16 protein-coding genes are annotated in these 21554 nt (G+C 66.9%); 7 read left to right on the forward strand and 9 right to left on the reverse strand.

The features are described 5' to 3' along the window. Window positions 1-45: 45 nt before the first annotated feature. The 4 genes from OG553_RS07055 to OG553_RS07070 form a co-directional block, all read right to left on the reverse strand. Window positions 46-3252 carry a type I restriction endonuclease subunit R gene (locus OG553_RS07055; RefSeq protein ID WP_405978167.1) on the reverse strand — a complete coding sequence of 1069 codons (3207 nt, stop codon included), beginning with the start codon at window positions 3250-3252 and terminating at the stop codon, window positions 46-48. A 26-nt stretch (window positions 3253-3278) separates the two neighbouring features. After that, window positions 3279-4505: a restriction endonuclease subunit S gene (locus OG553_RS07060; protein WP_405978168.1), complete on the reverse strand. Its 1227-nt coding sequence runs from the start codon at window positions 4503-4505 to the stop codon at window positions 3279-3281. 77 nt (window positions 4506-4582) lie between these two features. Further along, complete coding sequence (locus tag OG553_RS07065) at window positions 4583-6613, reverse strand: N-6 DNA methylase (RefSeq protein WP_405978169.1); 2031 nt, start codon at window positions 6611-6613, stop codon at window positions 4583-4585. Next, window positions 6610-8343: an N-6 DNA methylase gene (locus OG553_RS07070; RefSeq protein ID WP_405978170.1), complete on the reverse strand. Its 1734-nt coding sequence runs from the start codon at window positions 8341-8343 to the stop codon at window positions 6610-6612. The genes OG553_RS07065 and OG553_RS07070 overlap by 4 nt, the downstream gene beginning before the upstream one ends. Window positions 8344-8558: 215 nt before the next feature. Between OG553_RS07070 and OG553_RS07075 the strand changes: the two genes are divergently transcribed. From OG553_RS07075 to OG553_RS07085, 3 genes are all read left to right on the forward strand, one after another. Further along, the gene (locus OG553_RS07075; protein WP_405978171.1) at window positions 8559-10250 is read left to right on the forward strand and encodes a DUF6119 family protein; all 1692 of its coding nucleotides are present in this window, start codon (window positions 8559-8561) and stop codon (window positions 10248-10250) included. Between the two features lie 1073 nt (window positions 10251-11323). Next, a complete protein-coding gene (locus tag OG553_RS07080) occupies window positions 11324-11650 on the forward strand; it encodes a hypothetical protein (protein WP_405978172.1) in 327 nt (108 codons plus the stop codon). Continuing rightward, on the forward strand, window positions 11650-12435 hold the full coding sequence (locus tag OG553_RS07085; protein WP_405978173.1) for a nucleotidyl transferase AbiEii/AbiGii toxin family protein: 786 nt from the start codon (window positions 11650-11652) through the stop codon (window positions 12433-12435). Before OG553_RS07080 ends, OG553_RS07085 begins: the two co-directional genes overlap by 1 nt. Here OG553_RS07085 and OG553_RS07090 read toward each other — a convergent pair. Next, a complete protein-coding gene (locus OG553_RS07090) occupies window positions 12422-13795 on the reverse strand; it encodes a hypothetical protein (protein WP_405978174.1) in 1374 nt (457 codons plus the stop codon). The two genes, OG553_RS07085 and OG553_RS07090, sit on opposite strands and share 14 nt — an antisense overlap. A 224-nt stretch (window positions 13796-14019) precedes the next feature. On the opposite strand from OG553_RS07090, the gene OG553_RS07095 reads away from it, so the two are divergent. Together OG553_RS07095 and OG553_RS07100 are read left to right on the forward strand one after the other, a co-directional pair. After that, window positions 14020-14334, forward strand: coding sequence for a hypothetical protein (locus tag OG553_RS07095; RefSeq protein ID WP_405978175.1), 315 nt, complete (start codon window positions 14020-14022; stop codon window positions 14332-14334). A gap of 588 nt (window positions 14335-14922) precedes the next feature. After that, window positions 14923-15360: a peptidase inhibitor family I36 protein gene (locus OG553_RS07100; RefSeq protein WP_405982980.1), complete on the forward strand. Its 438-nt coding sequence runs from the start codon at window positions 14923-14925 to the stop codon at window positions 15358-15360. Between the two features lie 218 nt (window positions 15361-15578). Here the strand turns inward: OG553_RS07100 and OG553_RS07105 are convergent, their stop codons facing one another. Continuing rightward, complete coding sequence (locus OG553_RS07105; RefSeq protein ID WP_405978176.1) at window positions 15579-17228, reverse strand: flavin monoamine oxidase family protein; 1650 nt, start codon at window positions 17226-17228, stop codon at window positions 15579-15581. A gap of 734 nt (window positions 17229-17962) precedes the next feature. On the opposite strand from OG553_RS07105, the gene OG553_RS07110 reads away from it, so the two are divergent. Continuing rightward, window positions 17963-19057 carry an oxygenase MpaB family protein gene (locus OG553_RS07110; protein WP_405978177.1) on the forward strand — a complete coding sequence of 365 codons (1095 nt, stop codon included), beginning with the start codon at window positions 17963-17965 and terminating at the stop codon, window positions 19055-19057. A gap of 299 nt (window positions 19058-19356) precedes the next feature. On the opposite strand, the gene OG553_RS07115 is transcribed toward OG553_RS07110, so the two are convergent. Next, window positions 19357-19977, reverse strand: a complete 621-nt coding sequence (locus OG553_RS07115) for a chitin binding peritrophin-A domain-containing protein (RefSeq protein WP_405978178.1) — start codon at window positions 19975-19977, stop codon at window positions 19357-19359. 357 nt (window positions 19978-20334) lie between these two features. On the opposite strand from OG553_RS07115, the gene OG553_RS07120 reads away from it, so the two are divergent. Beyond that, entirely contained in the window at window positions 20335-20460 is a 126-nt protein-coding gene (locus tag OG553_RS07120; RefSeq protein WP_405978179.1) for a hypothetical protein, read from the forward strand. Between the two features lie 260 nt (window positions 20461-20720). Here the strand turns inward: OG553_RS07120 and OG553_RS07125 are convergent, their stop codons facing one another. After that, window positions 20721-20909: a hypothetical protein gene (locus tag OG553_RS07125; RefSeq protein WP_405978180.1), complete on the reverse strand. Its 189-nt coding sequence runs from the start codon at window positions 20907-20909 to the stop codon at window positions 20721-20723. Continuing rightward, window positions 20906-21508 carry a hypothetical protein gene (locus OG553_RS07130; protein WP_405978181.1) on the reverse strand — a complete coding sequence of 201 codons (603 nt, stop codon included), beginning with the start codon at window positions 21506-21508 and terminating at the stop codon, window positions 20906-20908. Before OG553_RS07130 ends, OG553_RS07125 begins: the two co-directional genes overlap by 4 nt. Window positions 21509-21554 lie beyond the last annotated feature (46 nt).

Here is a 21554-nt window from a genome sequence, read left to right on the forward strand (position 1 = left end):
GACCACCCCGTTCGGCCTCTTGTCTGACGTGCTGCAAAGCACAGGCTATGCGGTCGGCGGTTCCGCCCGACGGCTTCCGGACGACTTGAGCTCGGCGGCCCGCTGCTCGGTGGCCCGGCGCTCGGCCTCTCGTCGGACCGGGCGTCGGATGAGCTGGTATGCCTGCTGGGTCGCGACCTGCTTGAACAGGCGGTTGACGTCGGCGTCGTCGAAGTAGCGCACCATCAGGGCGTCGTTGGACGCCGCCTGGTCGATGACGATCCGGTCGAGGTCCTTCTCCAGTTCGCCGCCGAAGACGTCCTGGTCCTGGTGCAGGGCGATGGCCCGGAGTTCGGGGTCTTCGCTGACGGCAACAACGAGTTGACCGAGCAGGATCTGGTCGGTGGTGGACAGCCCGGTCCCGTACTCCTCGTTGACGGACTGGATCACCTCGGCCAGCGACATCTCCTCCGCCTCGGCCACTGCTCCGGCCGCCTCGGGGACCAGGCCAGGCAGTACCTGGGCACCCGCCGCCTCCAAGCGCAGCTCCGGGGTGCCCGTCTTGGCGATGCGCATGTGACTCGGGGCGGCCGTCCCTATGTCGGCGCCAGCGCTGCGGGCGGGTGCGGGAAGGCGGCGCAGCAGGAAGCGTCCGTACTGGTAGAGCCGTTCCAGCTCGAGGTTCTCGAATCCGATGACGTGGGAGAGCCAGCCGTACGCCCTGGTGTAGGAGTCCAGGGCGCGGCGGAATTCGGCGGCGGTGTCCGGTTCGGCGGCGTTGAGTGCGTTGAAGCGGTCCAGCGCGGGCTGCAGGTAGCCGTAAAGGCGGGCGTGGGCCTTCATGATGGCAGTGTCGGTGGCCGAGCCCCCCTGGAAGGCCGCGAAGTACGCGGTCACGAAGGCGTCCATCTCCGCTTCCACCAGGAGCTGGTATGCCATCACCTCGCGTTCGCGGTCGAACAGCAGGTTGGGGTCGGTGGGCTCGCTGACCGACGCCTCGTAGTACTGCTGGAAAGCCTGCTCGATGTCCTCCGGCCGGTTGGCGAAGTCGAGGATGAAAAGGTCCTCGGTGGTCTTGAGCCGGTGGGTGCGGTTGAGCCGGGAAAGCGTCTGCACCGCGGCCAGCTTCACCAGGACCTTGTCCACGTACATGGTGGTCAGTAGCGGCTGATCGAAGCCGGTCTGGTACTTCTCGGCGACGACGAGAATGCGGTGCTCGGGCTTGGGGACGGAAGGCGGGTTCGGGTCGTCCGCGCGGGTGTAGCCGAAACGTGCAGGCAGTTCGCGTTCGGGGAAGCCGTTGAGCTTGGCCTCGGTGTACTCGATCCCGTCGAGCGTCAGGGCCCCGGAGAACGCGACCAAGGTGCCGCAATCGGTGAAGCCCCGCTGGTCGATATACGCCCGCATGGCCTGGTACAGCCGTACGGCGTGATCACGGCCGGAGGTGACCACCATCGCCTTGGCCCGGCCGCCGAGGCGCGGGCTGGAGTGCGACCGGAAGTGGTCGACGATGATCTTTGCGCGGGAGGCCATCGACGCTTCCGACATCAGCGCGGCCCGCACTAGCCGCGAGCGCGCCTTACGCGGGTCCACCTGCTGCTCCGCCTCTTCGGCGGCAGCTTCCTGGAGCTTGAAGTACGTGGCATAGGTGATGTAGTTGCCGAGCACATCGAGGATGAAGCCCTCCTCGATGGCCTGCCGCATCGAGTAGACGTGGAACGGTCCCTTCTCCTGCTCCCCCGAGCCGGGATTCGCGTAAGGGGTGCCGAAGAGATCGATCGTCTTCGCCTTGGGGGTGGCCGTGAACGCGAAGAAGGACAGGTTCGGCTGCTTGCCGCGCGCCAGGGCCGCGGCCGTCAGCGGGTCACCGTCCTCGTCCACCGCGTCCGAGCCGAGACGTCCCAGCGCCTTCTTCAAGGCCGCTGCGCTTTCCCCACCCTGCGAGGAGTGCGCCTCGTCGATGATCACCGCGAAACGCTGACTTCCCAGCCCCGCGACCCTGTCCAGGACGAAGGGGAACTTCTGCACCGTGGTGATCACGATCCGGGCCGTCGGCCCGGTCAGCGCGTCCGCGAGCTGCTGGGAGTTCTCGTCGATCCGCACCACCACGCCAGCCTTGTGGTCGAACTGGTAGATGGTGTCCTGGAGCTGCTTGTCCAGTACCCGCCGGTCGGTGATGACGATGACCTTGTCGAAGACCAGCTTGTTCGCCCCCAGACCGGAGGCGAGCGCAGCGGGTGCGATCTGCCCAAGGTCGTGAGAGGTATGCAGGCTGGACAGGTGGTGCGCGAGCCAGGCAATGGTGTTGGACTTGCCCGAGCCGGCCGAGTGCTGGATCAGGTAGTTCTCCCCCGCCCCGTGGCGGGCCGCGTGCGCGATGAGCTTGCGCACCGCGTCCCACTGGTGGAACCGCGGGAAGATCAACGGCTGCGTGTGCGCGCTACCCGGCTTGTGCGACGGCGCCCGGCCGGCCTTCGCGGCTGCGTCCTCGACGTGCAGGAACCGCTGCAGCAGCTCCAGCCAGTTGTCCCGGGCCCATACCTCGTCGAAGAGGTAGGAGGTGGGGTACTTCCCATCGGTCGAGGCCGGGACGTTGCCCGCGCCGCCCATCTGGCCAGGGCCACCAGAGCCGGTGTTGAAGGGGAGGAAGCGGGTGGCGTCGCCGGCCAGGCGGGTCGTCAGAAATACCAGCGCCGGATCGACCGCGAAGTGGACCAGGCTGCGCTTGGCAAAGAACAGCTCCTTCGGGTCGCGGTCGCGGCGGTACTGCCGCTTGGCGTCCTCGACGGTCTGGCCCGTCAGCCCGTTCTTCAACTCCACCGAGGCGACCGGCAGTCCGTTGAGGAAGAACGCCATGTCGAGGCTGTCGGCCGGACGCGCAGCGGAGTAGTGGAACTGGCGCACGAAGGTGAGGCGGTTGGCGTCGTACTCGGCCAGAGCGTCGGCGGCGAGAGTGTGCGCGGGACGGAAGTATGCAAGATGGATCTTCACGTCCCGGTCATTCACGCCTCGACGCAGCACATCCAGCAGGCCACGCGAGTCAATCTCCCGCGCCACTCGCTTCGCGAACCGGCCGATGGCCTGCTCTTCGTCCTCGCCGTAGGCGGCCTGGAGCGCCAGCCACGCGTCGTTCTGCGACGCACCGAGGAACGCGGCCAGTTCGGAGGTGTCGATGCCGAGCGTGGGGTCGTAGGTGTTCGACAGCCCGCGCTGCCAGCCACTGCGCAGCAGCGCCGCTTCCACGGCGTTCTCGAAAGCCTTCTCGGTGTACACGCGGGCATCGTTCATCTGAATCCCCCTCAGAGATCGCGGTCGTGCGTCGGACGGGCAGTGGTGACGTCGAGCTGGCCAGTGACGGCAGCGGTAATCAGTGCCTGGCGGCGCTCGACGAGGGATGCGAGTTGCCTAGTCAGCACCCGCCTCAGCTCGCTGTCAGCCCTCGCGGCAGAATCGAGCTCGGCAACAATCCTGCGCTGGACCTCGACATCCGGGAATGGGAATCGCTGGGGCCTTAGTTGCTCTCGCGTCAAATGCGTCATCGTGCTGGTATTACCCTGGGCCGCGAAGACGTTCAGACGCTCGGCGGCCATCAAACAGTAGTAGAGCCAGCCAGTGAGAGAATTCCCCCTTGGGCGCAGTCGATGCAGCGCCTTCTGATAGTAGATTTCCTGGATTGAGCCGTCCCAGATTGCCGCCCGTCCGGGCCAGCTACCTCCCTCACAGACCAGGAGGTCACCCTGTTGCAGCGAATAGCGGCGGCGCTCTTCTGGCGGAAAGTCCATTTGCACTAGATCATCCGTGCTGACCTCTCCCCACTGAACATTCGCCACACGGAGATAGGGCCTCATGTGCACGCCTCGCGCCCGGTCCGGATTCAGCATCTTTCCGAGGTCTACATCGAAAAAGTGGGCAACCGCCGCTACCGGCCACTCCTTCGGAACATCACCCAGCCACGGGAGCCCGCTGTCTTTGCGGACCCCCGGCACGTTTTCGCCACGGATAGCAGCGAACACTCGGGATACCCCTGCCTCCGTCAGGAGGTCCAACTGTCGTTCTCGCAGGGTAACGAGGCCATCAATCTGGGCAATCTCAGCGTCGAGGAAGTCGGCAATGCGGCGCTGCTCGTCCACAGAGGGCAGCTTGACCGAGAGCACGCGCAGCAGGTCGTTGTCGATTTCCACCTGCCCCGGACGCACGCCCCGGGACAAGGATGCAAACTCCGCTGCATAGATTGTCGAGCGGAGTAGCCAATTAAGGAAGGAGTTCTCCTCTTGATGCTTCGGCCGAAAGCAGATGTAATGCCCAGAGACAATTCCACGATACGGAGAAATGCCAACCGACCCCTGCCAGGCCTTCATGCGGTTTACCACAAGCCACCCTGGGTGGACCAGCTGGTAGATATTTCGGTCAGGCGCCGCCTTATTGAAGTTATCTTCCCTCCCTGACCGCTTCACAACACCGTGCTCACGGTACACGCTGAGCAATTCCTCATTCGGATGGCCAACGTCTTTGACTCGGTCGAACATTGCCCACAAGGGAACCGCTCGCCAGCCCGAAGGCCAGGAAGCCGAAGAAAGGACAGATCGAGTACTCCGCACCGAGTTCACCCCGCCACCTTGCCGAGCAGTGCCTGAATCTCGGCCTCCAGCGACTTCAGTTCCGCGTCGATTTCTGCGAGCGGCCTCGGCGGCGTGTAGACGTAGAAGTGGCGGGTGAAGGGGATCTCGTACCCCACCTTGAACCGCTCAATTTCCTTCGTCTTCGGATTGCGGGTTTCAGCAATCCAGGCATCCGGGACGTGCGGCAGGACTTCGCGGTCGAAGTACTCGTCGATGTCCTCGCTCAGCGGGACGTTTTCGTTGTCGCGCAGGTCGGGGTCAGGCTCGGGCTTGCCCTTGATGAGCTGCACCTCGCCCCCCGGGTCAGTGACGCCCACCGCGTCGCGCAGGGCCTTCTGGAACGGTGCGGCAGAGGGCCACAACACACCGTCGGCTGCCATCGCCGTCCGCAGGGCATCCCATGCCTCGGCCCTCGTCGACCACTGCGATCCAGTCAGCGGCTTGAGCGCAGCGAGCAGCTGCGCGACCTCAGTCTCACCTCCGATCGCCTTTTTCACGGCGGCGGACGCTCCGAGCTGGGTCAGACTGTCATCGGTCAGCTCAAATCGGAGCTTGAGCGGACGATCCACGGTGATGCGCTGGTAGCCGAAGTCCCGGTTGGCCAAGACCTTCACCCGTCCAAGGTCCGGATGGGCCTCGTTGCCGGCGATGCTGAGCGCGTCACGGTAGATGAGGCCGATGTGCCCGATCTGTTCCCGAGTCATCTGCTTGCGCTTCTCACCGAGGCCCTTGCGCATCTTGGTCCACTGGTCGCGAGCGTCGAGCAGGATCACGCGGCCCTTGCGATCGGCGGGCTTGCGGTTGGTGATGATCCAGAAGTACGTGGAGATGCCGGTGTTGTAGAAGAGCTGGTCCGGGAGGGCAACGATCGCCTCCAGGTAGTCGTGCTCGATGATCCACCGGCGGATCTCCGACTCGCCCGACCCGGCGCCGCCAGTGAACAGAGGGGAGCCGTTGAAGACAATGGCCAAGCGGGTACCGCCGACCTCATCGCCTGCCGCGTCCTTCTTAAGCGGCTGCATCTTGCTCATCATGTGCTGCAGGAACAGCAACGAACCGTCATTGATCCGAGGCAGGCCGGCTCCGAAGCGGCCGTCGAATCCGCGGTCCTCGTGCTCCTGGCGTACGACCTTCTCGACCTTCTTCCACTCCACACCGAAGGGCGGGTTGGCGAGCATGTAGTTGAAGGTCTCGCCGTCGTGGCCGTCCTGGCTGAAGGAGTTGCCGAAACGGATGTTCTTGGCCGTGTGGCCCTTCAGAAGCATGTCGGAGCGGCAGATCGCGTACGACTCGGCGTTCAGCTCCTGTCCGAACAGGTTGACGCGCACGCGCGGGTTCAGCTTGCGGATGTGCTCTTCAGCTGCCGAGAGCATGCCGCCGGTGCCACAGGCCGGGTCGAGGATCTTGACGACCTGGCCTTCTCCGTTCAGCCGGTCGTCGTCCGGGGCGAGCAGCAGCTCGACCATGAGCTCGATGACCTCGCGCGGGGTGAAGTGCTCACCGGCGGTCTCGTTGGAGGCATCGGCGAACTTGCGGATCAGCTCCTCGAAGACGTAACCCATGTCGTGGTTGTCCACGGCCTCGAAGCTCAGGTCCAGGCCGGCGAACTTCCGCACCACCTGGTAGAGCAGGTCGGCGTTGTCCAGGCGGTCGATCTGGAGGTGGAACTCGTAGCGGTTGATGATCTCGGTGGCCTCCGAGGAGAATCCCCGGATGTAGTCCTTGAGGTTCTTCGCCACGTTGGCCGCGTCGCTGCTGATCGTGTCGAAGGTCTGCTCGGACAGGTTGTAGAACTTGAGTTTGGACGCTGCCAGCAGCAGTCCGTCCTTGTTCTCTCCGGTGTAGGAGGCCGCCCGGTCCCACACCGCCTGGCGGGTCCGGGCCATGACGCAGTCCAGTCGGCGCAGCACCGTCAGCGGCAGGATGACCTTCCCGTACTCCGAGCGCTTGTAGTCACCGCGCAGGAGGTCGGCCACCGACCAGATGAAGTCGGCCAGTTCCTGGTTCTTGCTCAAAGTGTCCTGTCCTCTCGCCCCACTGCGGCGTCTCCGTCGATCGTCGTGCTTTGGTGTTCAGAGTTCCCGCCGTCACGTGTCGCCGGCGGATCGAGTGCGCCGCCCGTGAGGCCGTCGCGGGCGAGCTGCGCAGCCCGGTCGCCCATGCTGGCGAGTTCGGCGAGTTCACGCTCGAACGCGCCCAACGAGCGAAAGGCGTCGCCGTAGCGGCGCTGTCGCTCAACGTCCATGCGGGGCAGGCGCGCCGCCTGCAGCTCCGCTCGGAACGTACCCGAAGAGGACGTGCTACGACGGACGTTCGCCGCGCTGCTGGCGAATCCACGCACGTAGTCGGGGTCCAACTGGTCACTGACGGAGGTGAGCTCATCACCGTCCAGGCTGACCAGGCCGGCGGCCAGCAGGTCACTCACGGCCACCGGGACGCCATCGTCCAGAGCGTCGGCCCGGCCACGTGGTGGCAGCTCGGGAAGCAGCACCCGAAGGCGGCGCAGGCGCGTGTCCAGATCCTCACGCAGCTTGGCGTACTCCACCGCGTAGTCGGGTTCCGGCTCGCGTACGTAGCGGCTGGGAGTGAGGTCCACCTCGTTGTCCAGCAGATCGATCAGCTGCACCTCCGCCTCCTGGTGCGGCTGAGGGTCCCACGGTCCGTCCGGGCTGTTGGCGGTGAGATCGACCATGCGTACGGTCCCCGCCGCCCGCCCAGGGCTGGAGGGACGGCTCAGCAGCCACAGGTGTAGCGGAAGTGCATGACTGGCGGCGAGGCCGGGCGGTAGAGCCACCACTGCGGTGACGCAGCCACGACGCACCAACTCCGCACGGATTCTGCGACCGGAGCGGCGATGGGCGACCGATGCCGGCAGGACCACCACGGCTCGCCCGCCGGGTGCTGTGTGGTGGTAGCAATGCTGAAGCCAGGCGAGTTCGCTCTCCCCGCGCGAGGGCACACCCGCCTCCCAGCGCGGATCGACGAGCAACTGCTCGCGGCCCCAGTCGGCCACAGCGGTCGGCGGCTCGCACACGACCAGGTCTGCGCGGAGATCGGGGAACGCGTCAGCCCGCAACGAGTCGCCTGCCACGACCTGAACCGGCGCCGCTGTACCAGTGGCGACCAAGGCCGCACGCACTTGGGCTACGCGTGCCGCATCTGCCTGTGTGTCCTGCCCCAGTCTGCTCTGGACCGCACCGCCGCCCACCGCAACGAGGAGCGAGCCGATGCCGCACGCGGGGTCAAAGACGGTGCCTGCGGTCTCACCAGCGAATTCTCGGACCGCGCGAGCCAGCTGCAATGTCGAGGCCCCGTCCAACGCGGCGCGCGCGGTGGAATCCAGCAGCCGGGCGACCAGAGCATCCATCACCTCGGTGGGCGTCCGGTCGGCGACCAGCCCGTCCGCCGCCTCTCGGGCGACCTGGTCGGCAAGGTCTTCTGCATCGCCCCGGAGATATTCCCCGACAGCAGCCAGCGCCCCGGCCATTTCCTCGCCGTAGACGCCGCGCAGCGCCTGCCAGAGCCGGACCTCCCCGCTGACCTCTCGCCCTTCACGCTGCCCTTCCAGCCACTGCCGTACCTCGGCGAGCGAGAACAGGGGACTCGCCGAAGTGCCACCTACGGGCGCGGGGAAGTCCGAACGACGCCTGCGCCAGTTGGACACCGCGGCACGCGTCACGCCTGCCCACCGTGCGATCTCCGCAGCGGTCGCCGTGGCATCGGGCGCCTCGTTTCCTCCGGTCATGGCGCGACCGTACACCGTTCGCGCTTGAATTTCCAAGTTACATTACGTTGACGGTGTTAACTGGATCCTGTTCACTTGGTATCACGCGCCAAGAACTGACTCCGACACCGCACAGCGCACCGGAGGAGAACCGGGCGTGAGCACGAAGGCACGCGGATCGAGGAGAACGACCCCGCGGCACTGACCTCCGGCACCTCGACTCGAAGGAGCATCACGTGGCGGCCAAGGAGAAGAACAGCACCGGCACCCGAAAGTCCACGTTGCACCGGCTTACTGTTCCCGACGGTGGCGAGGTGGAACTCCGCACTCTTGTGCGCCCTCACTATCTCGACAGACCCGGTTACCAAGTCCGCGAGTTCGCCTGGGAGGGCGTCACCGGGCTGCTGGTGAACGGGGGAATCCCCCGGGACCGCGCCGACTGGTGCCCGGCTGTCGAGCGGATCACCGGCCTGGAGGTCAACGAACGGAATCACTCTGCTGCGGGCCTGGTGGTCATGCGCACCGAGCGCGGCCTGTACGCCCTGAGTTACGGGGTCGGCCAGCACATGCTGGACCCGTACTACCGTGATGATGAGTTCGGCCTGGAGTTCGCCACCCGTTGCCTCGACGAGGACGGCATCATCAAGGTGCGCAATCAGATCATGGACGGACGGGGGCGTGTCGACGAGTACTCCGTCGCCCGCGGGGAGCGAATCGACGGCTTCGGCCTCGACCGGTTCGGCGCAGTCGTCCGCCGCATCTGCGGAACGGTCAGTGGCATCCCGTTGACTTCACTGCCCTCCGGTACCTCCAAGCATGTTCGGGTCGAGTGTTCCGAGTCGACCATCAAGCTGCCGCTGGCCACGACCCCGGACGAATTCCTCAACGACCTGCGCGCGATAGAGGAGGTCTGCTCGCGCCCGGATCCGCTGCCCGAACTGGGCTTCGTCGATCGGCTCCGCACGCTGGACAACCGCAGCCGCAAGGCGGTAAACGCCCAGGCAGTCCTTGAGCGCATGCTCGCCGACTCGAGTCACCCGCGGCTCACGCTGGGAGTTCCGGAGAGCTGCCAGGAAGGCTTCGGCTCCGCCCAGGCGTTCCGGATCAGCTCGGGTAGCCGCAGCATCGACGTCACCGACCTGGACCTTCCTGTCCTCCTCGAGTTCGTCTCGGACAAGACCGAAGGCGAGCGCCTCAAGGCGCTCGGCCAGGTCCGGGTCGTCATGTTCAGCGACGACGACTTGAAAACGCCGGCCAGCGCCGCGACCACCGGCAAGGAGTGGCTCATCGCGGACGTCCCCGTGGAAACGGTGCGGTACTTCTACGGCCACGGAAAGTGGTACGAGGTGGGAGCGGGATTCCTCGAAACGTTGGAGGAAGAGCTCCGGGAGCTACTGGGCAAGTCGTCCAGTGTCCAACTGCCCGCCTGGCCGAAGGGAGTACCGAACGCCAAGGGGCGGGACTCTCACGATGAGGACTGGTACAACAAGCAGGCAGCAGGCCAGGAGGGCTACCTCCTCTTCGACAAGAAAAACATCGTCACGGACAAGTTCAACGGTGGCGGACTGGAGGTCTGCGATGTCCTCGGCCCGGACAACCAGCTGATCTGCGTCAAGAAGGCCACCAGCAGCGACGGCACCGCGCCGCTGAACCACCTCTTCGCCCAGGCGGTCACTGCCGTCGAAACCCTGCGCAGCGACGAAGCTATCCGCAGTGCTTTCCTAGGACAGGTTGCGGACCATAGTCCCGATCACCGTCTCCTGAGCGACTTCGGCACGCTGAAGGTCGTGCTCGCCATCCTCCTCAAGGAGGGAAGGGAGATCAGCGTCGACTCCCTCTTCGCCTTCGCTCAGGTCTCCCTCCTCCAGTCGGCACGTCGTTTGCGCGCGATGAACGCGGAGGTAGAAGTCATCGCAATCCGACGCTGAACCCGCACTGCTGCAGGGTGCTACAGCGACCGCGGACAACAAGAGCGGGCTGGAACCTCCTCAGCGAAGGATCAACAGCAGCGCCGCGCGCGCAGCCGCGCCGTTGACTGGTGCGCTGACAGGCTGATCGAGCGACGGCATCCCAGGTCGCTACAGTCCGCGCTGAGCACCCCCCGCCATCACACAAAGTGACATCTGCACTCGGATGCTCGCCAAGATCGGACGGCCACACCCCAAGCCGTCCGGCGCCGGCCTGTACTCGCGAGAGGCGCGAAGAACACCGGTCAGGCCGACCCAAGTAGCGACCGCCCCTTGCTGATGGACCATCAGCAAGGGGCGCTGGATGAGCGTCATTCGTGCGTCAAGACACTGAGCGATCCAGCGAGGCCTCGACCACGTCCCCTCCTTAGCCACCCAAAACCCCAGGTCAGGGGGCCGCAGTCGTGAACATCGGTCTCCACCTGTTGTCGGTCGGAAAACAGGTGGAGTTGCCTACTTAAACGAAAATCCGCAGGTCAGGAACCTTCTCGCACCGGCTCCAGGATCGCCACGCACTCCACGTGGTGGGTCATCGAAATAAGATCTATCAAAAACAGGTCAAAGAAAACCGCAGGTCAGCGGCTCACTAGGAACAAATTGGACAGGTTGCCGGTGTGCGTTACGTGCAGAGTGGGCGGTATGTGCGGCGCTCTGACGCTCTTTGCCTGCCTCTTTTCGCGGAAAGGCCCAAGCAGCCCAGGAAGCCGGTCAGGCACGAAGGGGACACCGCCGGCTCGACGAGGACGTCCGGAGAACCATTCCAACGTGACTGCGGGACCCCGACGCCCGCCCCAGGACTCTCGCCGAGGCAGCCCGCGCCGTCTCTCTCTGTGTGTGGCTGCCTCGCCCCTCTTGCAAGGGTTGGGATCTTGGTCGGCGGTACTCCCGGGAGGCGAAACGCCCAGACCCAGCCCGGTCAGATGCCTGGAACACGGAGGTGAGCGTGCCACGCGCCCGCCTCGGTCGGCTCACGGGAGCGCTGCCATCGCCGGTATGCGTACCGCGGGGCCACGGTTTCGGGCATGCTGGTGAGCATGAGCAGCAGGTACGCACAGCTTCGGCCGTACACCCTGCCGGGCTCGCTCGGGGAGCTGAGCGGGCCGGCGGACGGTTTCGTGGTACTGCCCCGACACCTGGACTGGGGCCCGCCCTACGAGTACGACCTGGCCGATGACGCCGATGTCGTACTGATGTACGAGCGAGTGATCCGCGAGGCTCAGACGCCCGAGGACCTGCACGCGCACCTCGATGCGGAGGTGCTGCGGAGCCACTGGCAGGCACTGTTCCTGCCCCGCCCGGCCAGGGCCGCGTGGGAGTACCGCTTCCCCGAGCTCGCCAGTGCATCGGCGGCGGCCGCGTAGTGGAAGAACTGCACCATCGGCTCATCCGCATCGGCCTGGAAGCGCTCGCCGAGGACTTCGGCTACCGGCTCGCGGGCGGATACGCCGTCCAGGCTCATCGCCTCGTCAGCCGCGTCAGTGACGATGTCGACCTGTTCACCCCGATCGGACGCGCCGAGGGGGAGCTGCCACAGGCGATCGCACGCCTCGTCGAGGCGTACCAGGCGGCCGGGTACCTCGTCCAGGTCACTCAGCAGGCACAGGTGTACGCGCGCCTGCACGTCACGGATCCCGCCTCCGGCGCCCAGTCGAAGGTGGAGTTGGTCGGCGACCTGCTCCACCACCCGCCCGTCGCATCGGACCTCGGTCCGGTCCTCCACCTCGACGATCTCGCCGCCGCCAAGACCGGCGCTCTCTTCGGCCGCGCCGAAGTCCGGGACGCCATCGACGTCAACGCGCTCCTGAAGGCCGGCTACACCCGCGCTCGACTGCTCGAACTCGCCGCACAGAACGAGGCCGAGCCCAGTCTCGACGAGTATGAGTCCGCCCTCGCCCGCGTCCAGCACCACACCGACAAACAGTTCGCCGCATACGGCCTCGATGGCCCGGCCGCGGCCGCCATCCGCCAGGAGTTCGCCGCCTGGCAGCGCGAGCTCACCGACCAGGTGCATGCCGAGGCCGCGAGAATCCGCGAGCAGGTCGAGTCGTCCACTGAGCAACCCGGCAAACGGTCCGGAGATCCCCTCCCCGCCCCAGCGCCGCGTCCCGGCCCGAACCCGAATCCCGGAAGCCCTACCAGGCGGTAACCGGAGGGTGGCCCTTCAGGTACGGCTTCAGCTCCTCCGCCTCGGGATCGCGGGGCTCCGGCATCCCGGGGAGCTCTCGCAATGGGTCCAGAGATCTCACGTAGGCGCGGGCCCACTCCAGCCACTGCCGGCTGGAGACTGTTTCCGGGGCTACGGAATCGCCTGACGCGGCCAGCCGCCGCTCCAGGGCATCGCAATACCTGCTCAACTCGTTCACCTGATGCCAGTCCTTGGCCTGCTCACACAGGACAGCGGCGAGCTGGGCCAGGATCGCCTGCTCCCGCGCCGAGTCCATCGCCACCCGCCACCGGACCTTCCGGTCCTCCTCAGCCCGCTTCTCCTCGATCCGGCGTCGGGCGTCTTCCCCAGACCGGACCTCCACCTCGCGCAGGACCGCCCCGAGGACGTCCTCCAGCCTCCACCGCTTCCGGTCGGCCCATGTGTTCCTGCGGCCCGATCGGCTGTACGGGAGCTCGAGCATCAGACTCCGTGCCCGCTCCGGATCCTCGGACAGCGGGAATTCCTGCTTGATGGTCACCGTGTACGTGAAGCCACCGACGTCCAGGTCCAGCTCGCCCTCACGCCGGGAGGGACGAGAGGGGATGTACGTGCCGCCGTACGCATAGGCCCGACTGCGGTAGTTCTCATCCATCGGGCGCTCACGTACCGCGTAGCCGCGCTTCACCGCTTCCGCGCACAGGCCCTGGAGTAAACGGAGAGCCCTGTTCCGAAGAGGCGCGGACACAGTGAGCCGACTCGCGTCTTCCTTGAGAGCAGCCACCACCGGATGAAGGGACCGCAGTTGGACAGGCACAGGAAGGAGCGGCGCACCCTCCGGTCTCTCGCTCTTCGCGTCGCGATGCGGCCCGTCCTCCAGGGAGATCTGAAGGTCGCCGTTCCACAGGCGGAGTTTGTCGATGCGCTTCCCCGGCGGGGCGAGGTTGTACCGCTTCGCGTAGTAGATGGCCCGCCGGTATTCGGCTTCCGTCGCCTCGTCGGGCTCAGGGATGACCACCCGCCGCTCAGCCACAAGCCGCTCGATCAACTCCACCGCCTTGGCACGCCGCGCTCCGGCCACAGCCCTCTCCGAGTACGGGACGGGCGGCTTCTCGGTTCCGTCCTGGGACACGGCGGTGTACTGCGGATCCTCCGGGTGGTGACCGTGCTCCAGATAGAACTTCCCGGCGTCGGTGACCTCGGTCCGCACCACCCCGCCACGACGTACGACAACCAGCAGCCCTCGGTCGCGCAGTGCATACGCGGAGAGCCGTTCGGCCGACACCGCGCCCAGCTCATCGTCGGCATCCAGCCGCTGCAGGAGCTCTCGTTGGCGGTCGTTCAACGGGGACCAGCGGCGCATGCGCCCACCTCATGCTCTCAGCCGACAGATGCCTCCGCTCTACCGGACATCGACGGCCATCAAGCCCAGAAGCGGGGAAATGATCCCGCAGCGATCGGTATCGACCAGGTGGGACTTGTCCGGCCGATCGCCGGGCGCCCGCGCGAAGCCTGTGGACGCGGGGTGCGGTAGATGCCATGATCACGCTCACGTCTGGCGCGGGCCCGGCGCGCAGGAGAGAGACCATGAAGCTGTACCTCGCCGCATCTGTCGTTGTCATCGCTTTGCTCATCGCCGCCTCTGGGATGGCGGCGGTCACACGCGGCTGGGTGCTCCCCATGAACCGGCGCCACGTCCGCAGCCCTCGCCTCTACGGCGTGGGCCAGCTGGTGGCGGCCCTCGCGCTCTGCTGGCAGGTGGTCTTCGGGCTGGTGATCGACGACGCCGACACCCGGCTCTGGGGCACCTTGACCGGCGGCGCGATTCTGGTCGTCGGCCTCATCGTGATGTTGGTGGGCCAGCTCGCGCGTGGTCTTCGGGATGGCAGCGGTACACCGTAGGTAATGCGGTCATGTCCCGAGCCAGATGACGAAGGATCATTCCTCCTGAGCGGCCGGGCTCCCCGGATGACCGGTCACACCGACGGCGGCTCATCTCAAGCTCTCCCCTCTCTTCTCCGGCCACCTTTCTTGGCTCCGACCGCCGGTGATCCGTCAGGACTTGACCGGTCGCCGTATCGGTCTGGTTATGGGGTGGCCGCGGGAGGGCGGTTGCAGGGATAGCTTTGGTGGAGGCCCCGGAGTGCCTCCCCGCATCCGGGGCCTCCACTGCCACTCGTGGTTCCTCTGGGAGGAGCCTGGAACTCATTGCCGCGCGCACCGCGCACGGGCCCGCCCACGACGCCCGCGGGTTGGAGCAGGAGAAGATGGCCGCTGCCTTGGGGTTGAACGTCGGACTCCCGGTTGCTGCTGGCCCGCTACGGCGGTGTAGGGCACTGGCGAGTCGCTGTACTGCCGCGGCGGTGACCTTCTGGACGGGGGGGCGTTGATCATGCGATTCGCGCTCACAACTTTCGGAGGTATCGCATGCACATCGACCGCGCACGAGGGCTCACGGTCGTCGCTGGCTTACTCATCGCTTTGGCGCCGGTGTTGCCCGGCGGGCCTGCCGCTGCCGCGGAGGGGCAACCCGACACCTTCTACGTCCAGGGCGGCCACGGGTACGAGGCATGCCCGGACGGATACCTGTGCATCTACGACGACGTCCAGTGGAACACCAAGGGAGGGTTCCCCAGTAAGGAACCCAAGTCCCCCACCGGCGGATCGATGTGGGCGACCAAGGTCAGCGACCCCAATCTCAACGGCATGAGCGACCGCGCCTCCTCCCTCATCAACAACACCGGCCGCCGGGTCACGATCTACCAGGACCACAAATTCAGCGGGCACAGCTTCACCACCACGGCTCGCCGCCGCACCGCCTACACCACCCTCGGCCAGGCCCCCACCGGCAAGGCCGACCAGGCCCCGTACGGGCCTGAGGCCACTTTCAACTGGAACGACCAGATCACCTCGGTGAAGATCAACTGATCTCTCTGGCGTGCGGCCGAAACTGAAGCCGGCAGCAGTAGGCACGAGCCGGTTCAGGAGGCGGGGAACGCCTGCCGAGGCGTGCCGACGGCGACCAACCGCCACGCACCGACACCTTTGATCAGGAGCTTCCTGTCTGCGCGGCCCCGATGGTTCCAGGGCCCGACGGGTCCGGGTCTCGCCGTTCGTGCGGCAGACCCGGACCTGGGACGGAGCGGTCAGCGGGGGTGGACTTCCAGGAAGGCGCGTACGGCTGATTCCAGGGATCCTTCGATCCAGGCGGGCTTGAGGCTGGTGTGTTCGCCGGCGAAGTGGACCCGGCCCTCAACGGTGCGCGTCGCGGGGTGCAGTTCGTGGAGCTGGCCGGGAGTGAACATGGCCGCCTGGCCGAGGGCGTAGCGCGCCCGGGTCCAGGACTGAGTGACGCCGACACCCGTGTACTCGCGGCGTACGACGCGGCCGAAGAGGCGCTCCATGTCGTCGAGCGCGAAGGCGCGACGCTCGCCCTCGGTGAGGGAGTCCCAGCGCATGGCGTCGTCGGACCAGCTGTAGGAGGCGAGGACGACGCCACCCGGTGATCCGGCGGGTGCGTGGGAGGGCAGGTAGGTGAAGCGGCTCGGGCTGTCGGATGTGCAGCCGCCGCCGGTGAAGCCGCCCGGTCCCTTCTCCCAGAAGCGGGACTTGAACTCCAGGAGCACCTTGGTCGCCGGCGCGTAGTGGAGGTCTGCGACGGCACGGCGCTTGGGGTAGGACATCAGCGGTTCGACGGAGCAGAAGCGCAGCGCGCTGAAGGGGATCGTGACGATGGCGTAGTCGCCCTCGAAACTCTGGACGGGCCCGGTCGGCGCGCCGTCGCAGGACTCCTCGTCGCCGCTTTCGGCGGCGGTTTCGATCCGGACACCGCTCTCGCTCTGGACCAGACGCGTCATCCGCCGGCCCATGCGGATGTCGTTCTTGAGCGGGGCCGCCATGGCGCTGGTCAGGACGTCCATGCCGCCTTCCAGCTCCCAGTAGCGGTTGGTCGGGGTGATGGTGGCGTTGTCCATGAGGGCGGTGATCACGGAGTAGTGCAGCCTGGAGGTGAGGTTCTCCAGGGTTCCGGCGGCCTGGATGTCGGCCAGCTCCCAGCCCGCCTCCTCGACGAGGTAGCGGTGCGTGGAGTAGTCGTCGTACTTGCCCAGGACATCGGCCCATGCGCTGATCCGGTCGTCGATGCTTCCTTCGGACCGTACGGTGACCGGCTCTAGCGCCTGGTCCAGGGCCGACGCCATCGTGGTGACGCTCTTCGCGCCGAAGCTCGCGTTCAGCCGGCGCGGGTTCGAGGCATAGGCGCCTCGGCTGGTGGCCATCCCGTTGACGTGGATGAGCCTGCGTCCGGTGGAGGGGGGCGAGGCGAAAGCCGCCTCGTCTCCGGCCCGGCCGTTGGTCCACGTCCGGCCGGCGAAGGACCGGTAGAGCACCGGCGGCCGGGCGCCCTGGGGCTTGGCTCCCGGGGCCACGTCGGCGTTGTAGAAGAGCCGCCGCTTGAGACCCAGCTTGTCGGCGAGGGCGAGGACCAGGGGGTGGAAGTCCGGCAGCCGCATCGCGCCCGCCTCCGCGTACAAGGCCTTGTCGGAGAAGTTCCGGAAGGTCTTCAGGCGTCCGCCCACACGGCTCGCGTTGGCCTCGATGACCACCACCTCGTGCCCGGCCTGCTTGAGCAGCCCCGCGGCAGCCAGCCCGGCCACACCCGCCCCCACGACCAGGACCTTCTTGCGGCGTGCTCGCGCGGGCATCTGCCCGTCGATCAGGATTCGCAGATTGCGCAGGGTGAGGTCCTCACCGGCGTCACCGACCATCAGGAGCTTGCGGGCCAGATCCCGGCTCACCTGAGGATCGTGGCCAGCCGTGGTCGGCTTCGGAGAGGCCGCGGCCGGGCGCCCACCCAGACCGACAGCACCGGCGACAGCCGCCGCAGCGGCCGAACCGAGGAGGGTGCGGCGGCCTACTCCTAAGGCTCCGTCGCGGGAGGAACCAGACTCAGGTGTGGAGGGGTTGGACATGTGAAGACTCCTGATGAATCGCAACCGACGGACGCAAAGATCAACTCCGTGGGGGTCCGCAGGGAAACGGGTACGCCAGAGGCGATCGGCTGCCATCCCCGACATGTGGGTGCTTGTGTCGGCCGGTGCAGCGATCGACGGAGGGCCTTGGCGAGGGCCCCCTCACAAAGCCGACGCCTGGACCGTGGCCAGACGCAGCCGGCAGCCGGGCGGGCCGTCTCCCAACAACCTGGCCCGCCTTCAGCCGGCATGGACCAAGCAAGCCACCGTCCCACGGGCACTCGCCCATGAGGGTCTGAAGACCCGGGCGCGACCGATTTGTGGAGTCGCCGACAAAAATGGAGATCACCGTCATCCAAACGAGCGGATCTTGGTGTTCCGATGCGGTACTGGCGGCGCCGACCGACCAAGATCGTCGAATGAGCAGCTCCATGACACGACGTCACGTTCTCGCCTCCGCAGCGGTGGTCGGCACCACGACATTCCTCGGAGGCGGGCCCCCGGCACCCGCCGCTCGGGCTGCATCAGGCCCCGCACCTGCACGGACTATCACGGCCGACGTGCCCCCTGAGGAGAAAGCCCATCTGGAAGCCCTGAAGCAGATCGCTGACCCGCCCTGCGACGAGGCCATCACCGACGCCTTCGAGCGGGGCCAGGGCGCGGCCGTCAATGAGGCCCTCAAGGGATGGAGTACAAACAGTCAGGCCATCCCCGACGGGATCCCCACCAAGCTGCGCGACTTCCTGGCGTCGACACGGCAGTTGCCGTCCTGGGCCGACCAGTCCCTCATGGCCGCGGGGCACCGCTTCGCCCGGGCCAACGCCCAGCAGATCGCCTTTGCCGCGGTGCTGGACGTTACTCCCGAGCGGATGCGCTACCCCGCCGCAGCGGCGGCCATCTTCGGCATCGAGGGCCCGCATGACAACAAGAAGGGCTTCGCCAAGGCCCTGCGAGCGGTCGGCGACATGTTGCACAAGGACCCCTACGGCCCCACCGGGTCGGGGTTCGTCACCCCGGCGAGGGTCCGCATGGCCCACTCCGCCGTCCGCTACCTCCTGCACACCGAAGGAGGCTGGGACACCACGAAGTGGGGCGCCCCGCTGAGCCAGCTGGACATGCTCGCCGAGGGAAACTTGTTCACCAGCTACCTGATCGACCACCTGTACAAGCTCGGCGTCCACCCCACTGAGCAGGAAGCCGAGCACTACTTCCACGAATGCCGCGTGGGCGGCCACCTCCTCGGCATGTCGGAGGACGGCATGCCCTCGACCCTCGCCGCAGCCCGCAAGCGGGCGACGGCCGTCGACACCCTGCACGCCCGGGTCACCCCACAGTCCGCGAAATACGTGCAGGCCACGATCGAGTACTTCTCCTCCCTTGTCGGCCCGAAGGAGATGACCGTGGCGCCGGCGACCGCGCTGGTGCGCTACATGGTCGGCGACGGGGACGCCGACGCCTTCAACCTCGCACGCTCCACCTGGGACGGGGTCGTACCTACCGCTGTGAAGGGCTTCTTCACCGGCACGCAGGCCGGCGGACTGCCCACGCCGTCCGCGCAGATGACCCAGATGGCGACCACGATGGTTCAGCGTGCGATGAACGACGGCAAGAAGATCAACCTGACGATGCCTCTGCATCTGTACGGACACCGGTAGGGCCTGCTCCGGCACTCGTCTGCGCGCCACCTGCCGGGAATGTGATGGCTTCCGTGCGGCGAGTTTCCTGACAACTCCTGCTAAATCGGAGGTTCTTCGTCAGAATCCAGAACGGCCGAGTGTCCACAATGCTCGTGATCAATACACCTAGGGCTCCACTGCCGGGGCCGCCTCGCAGTTGGTCCTTCCGCGGAGTGAGATGGCCCCGCCGGGCGGCCTGACGGGAGGCGGCATCTGGGGTCACGGCTGATGGGTTGGCCGGGTTCGACCGCGGCCGGCCGGCCCGTCAGCCTACGGATTCAAGATTTCCGCTTGATACTTCCGGTGGCCTGGTCCGGGTGGGCGATCTCGGAGTTCTCGGCGTACACGGCCTTGTATCCACGCAGCAGGGTGGCGGCCGGGACGGTCAGCCCGGTCTTGCTGTTGCATGACGCGCTGCTGATCGTGTCGGGTCCCGGGGCGTTGAACCCGCCGGGCTTGTCCGTGGTGGCGGTGCACAGCACCACACCGGTCATCGTGGTGAAGGTGATCTTCTCGCCGATGAGCCCCTGCTTCATGATCGCGGTGAGCCCGGTGACCTGGCGCTTGTCGGGATCGTAGAGGGCGGGCTCGGCGCGCAGTGCGGTCACTGCGGGGCGCGGGCCGTGGGTGTAGACCTGGTCGGGCCAGTCGCAGACCGGGCCGGGCCGGGCCTCCTCGTTGAACAGCAGGCCGTCGGGGCAGCGGTGCCGGTAGGGACGGTAGGCGTTGTCGCACTGGTAGAAGTAGCGGCCGTCCTGCCTGTGCTGGTAGTAGCCGCCGGGGCGCTTGCAGATGTCCCGGTTGGCGGGCGGCGGGGGTACGGCCGCCGCCGCGGTGGGGACTGCTGCGAGCAACGGGGCCACGACGGCCAGGGATGCGAGTACGCGTCGGATCTTCATTGGCACAGCGTTGAAGGCAACAGGGTCCTGCCGCAGCCTGATCCGCCTTCATTCACTCGCGCGGATGGCGGGGGGCGGCCTTGAGAACGGCAGATCACGATTGGCCCTTGCGCCCGATCGGGTGAGATCAGGCGGGCTTTCCAGCCATGGCCTTTCCGCGCTCAGGCGCGACCCGGGGCAGCCGCAGCGGCCTTTCGTCACCTACTCAGGCGAGGTACGCAGGTTCCCACAACCCCTTTCGGCCAAAGAGCGAATCCTTGATCACTCTCGGCTATGGGAGGGTCCCCTCGCGGCGTCCCACGCAAGATCACGGCGACGCCGCCCCACCCCGCCCCGTACGCGAGAAGGAGCACACCCATGACCGAGCAGTTCATCACCACGACCGCCGAGGACGGCACGGAGATCACCGTGGGGACCCTTGAGGACGGCACCGAGGTCACGATCGAGCACGCCGACACCGACGGCGAGATGGAGAGCATGTAGCCGCTGTACGGCACATCGACGGCCCCGTGCCACCCGGACAGGAACCCCCTTCCACCGCAAGGCCAGGTTCCACCGCCAGCTCTGCGCCAGGCGAACGCGGGGCCGTCACACAAACACGGCCGTAGCCGGTCGCGCTATCCCCCTGGGTCTCCACGAAGACCACCTCCCTCGATCTCGTAGCGCCGTCGGTCGCCCGTGAGGTCTGAGCAGCGCGATGAAACTGGTCACGACCCGCCCTGTCGCAGGTGCACGGGAGACGCCTACGGCTTCGGGGCCGGCTTTGTCAGCGTGCCGGTCTTGAGCGAGGTCTCGATCAGTTGCAGAGAGGGCTTGAACTCCGCTGCCCGCTCGCGCAGGTTGGCGGGAACGTCTTCACACGAGGTCAGTCCCTCGACCAGAGCCCGGACCTTCTGCCCGCCGAGGGCCAGCGGCTCGACCGCTCGGTTCACAGGGCGTAGTCGCAGGTGAGTCGGTTGTCGTTGAAGAGCAGGCCGTATGAGCACTTGCGAGCGTTGCTGCCAGTGGCGGCGAGCTCGACGTAGGGGGCGTCGGAAACGGGGCCGAGCAGGTTCAGGGCCGGGCCCATGGGTGTGAGCTCGATGTCCAGCCCCTCGGCGGGGCCGGAGGTGACCCTTCCCAGGAACGGGCAGATACCGGCGGCGCCGAGGGCGCAGGTCGCGTTGAGGGGGGTGGCGACGGTGCGGCCGTCTGCCAGGTGCCAGATGATCGTGGCGGTGCCGGTGTAGCTGGACAGCAGGGTGGAGGCGCTGCCGGTGAAAGTCCCGCTGATTTCCATCCAGCTCACACTGGTGCCGAGGGGCTGTTGGGGGCTGGCCAGGGCCGAGATCCCGACGCAGCCCTCCCCCCTGCCCTGGATGGTGAGGGTGGTCGGTTTGGTGAGGAGGGTCAGAGCCGGCTCGTAGTGCAGGTTGCCGGTGACGACGCTGCAGTGCGAGCCGCCCACGGCCTGAGCAGGGGCCGCACTCACGAGAGTCGCAGCGAGTAAGGCGATGGCCGCGCTTACGGCGGCGATAATGCGTCGGGTCATGTGAGGGAGCCTTCCGAGGATGCGGGAACGCCCCGTTCACGGCTCG

Source organism: Streptomyces sp. NBC_00158 (genome assembly GCF_045160885.1).
Taxonomy (GTDB): Bacteria; Actinomycetota; Actinomycetes; order Streptomycetales; family Streptomycetaceae; genus Streptomyces.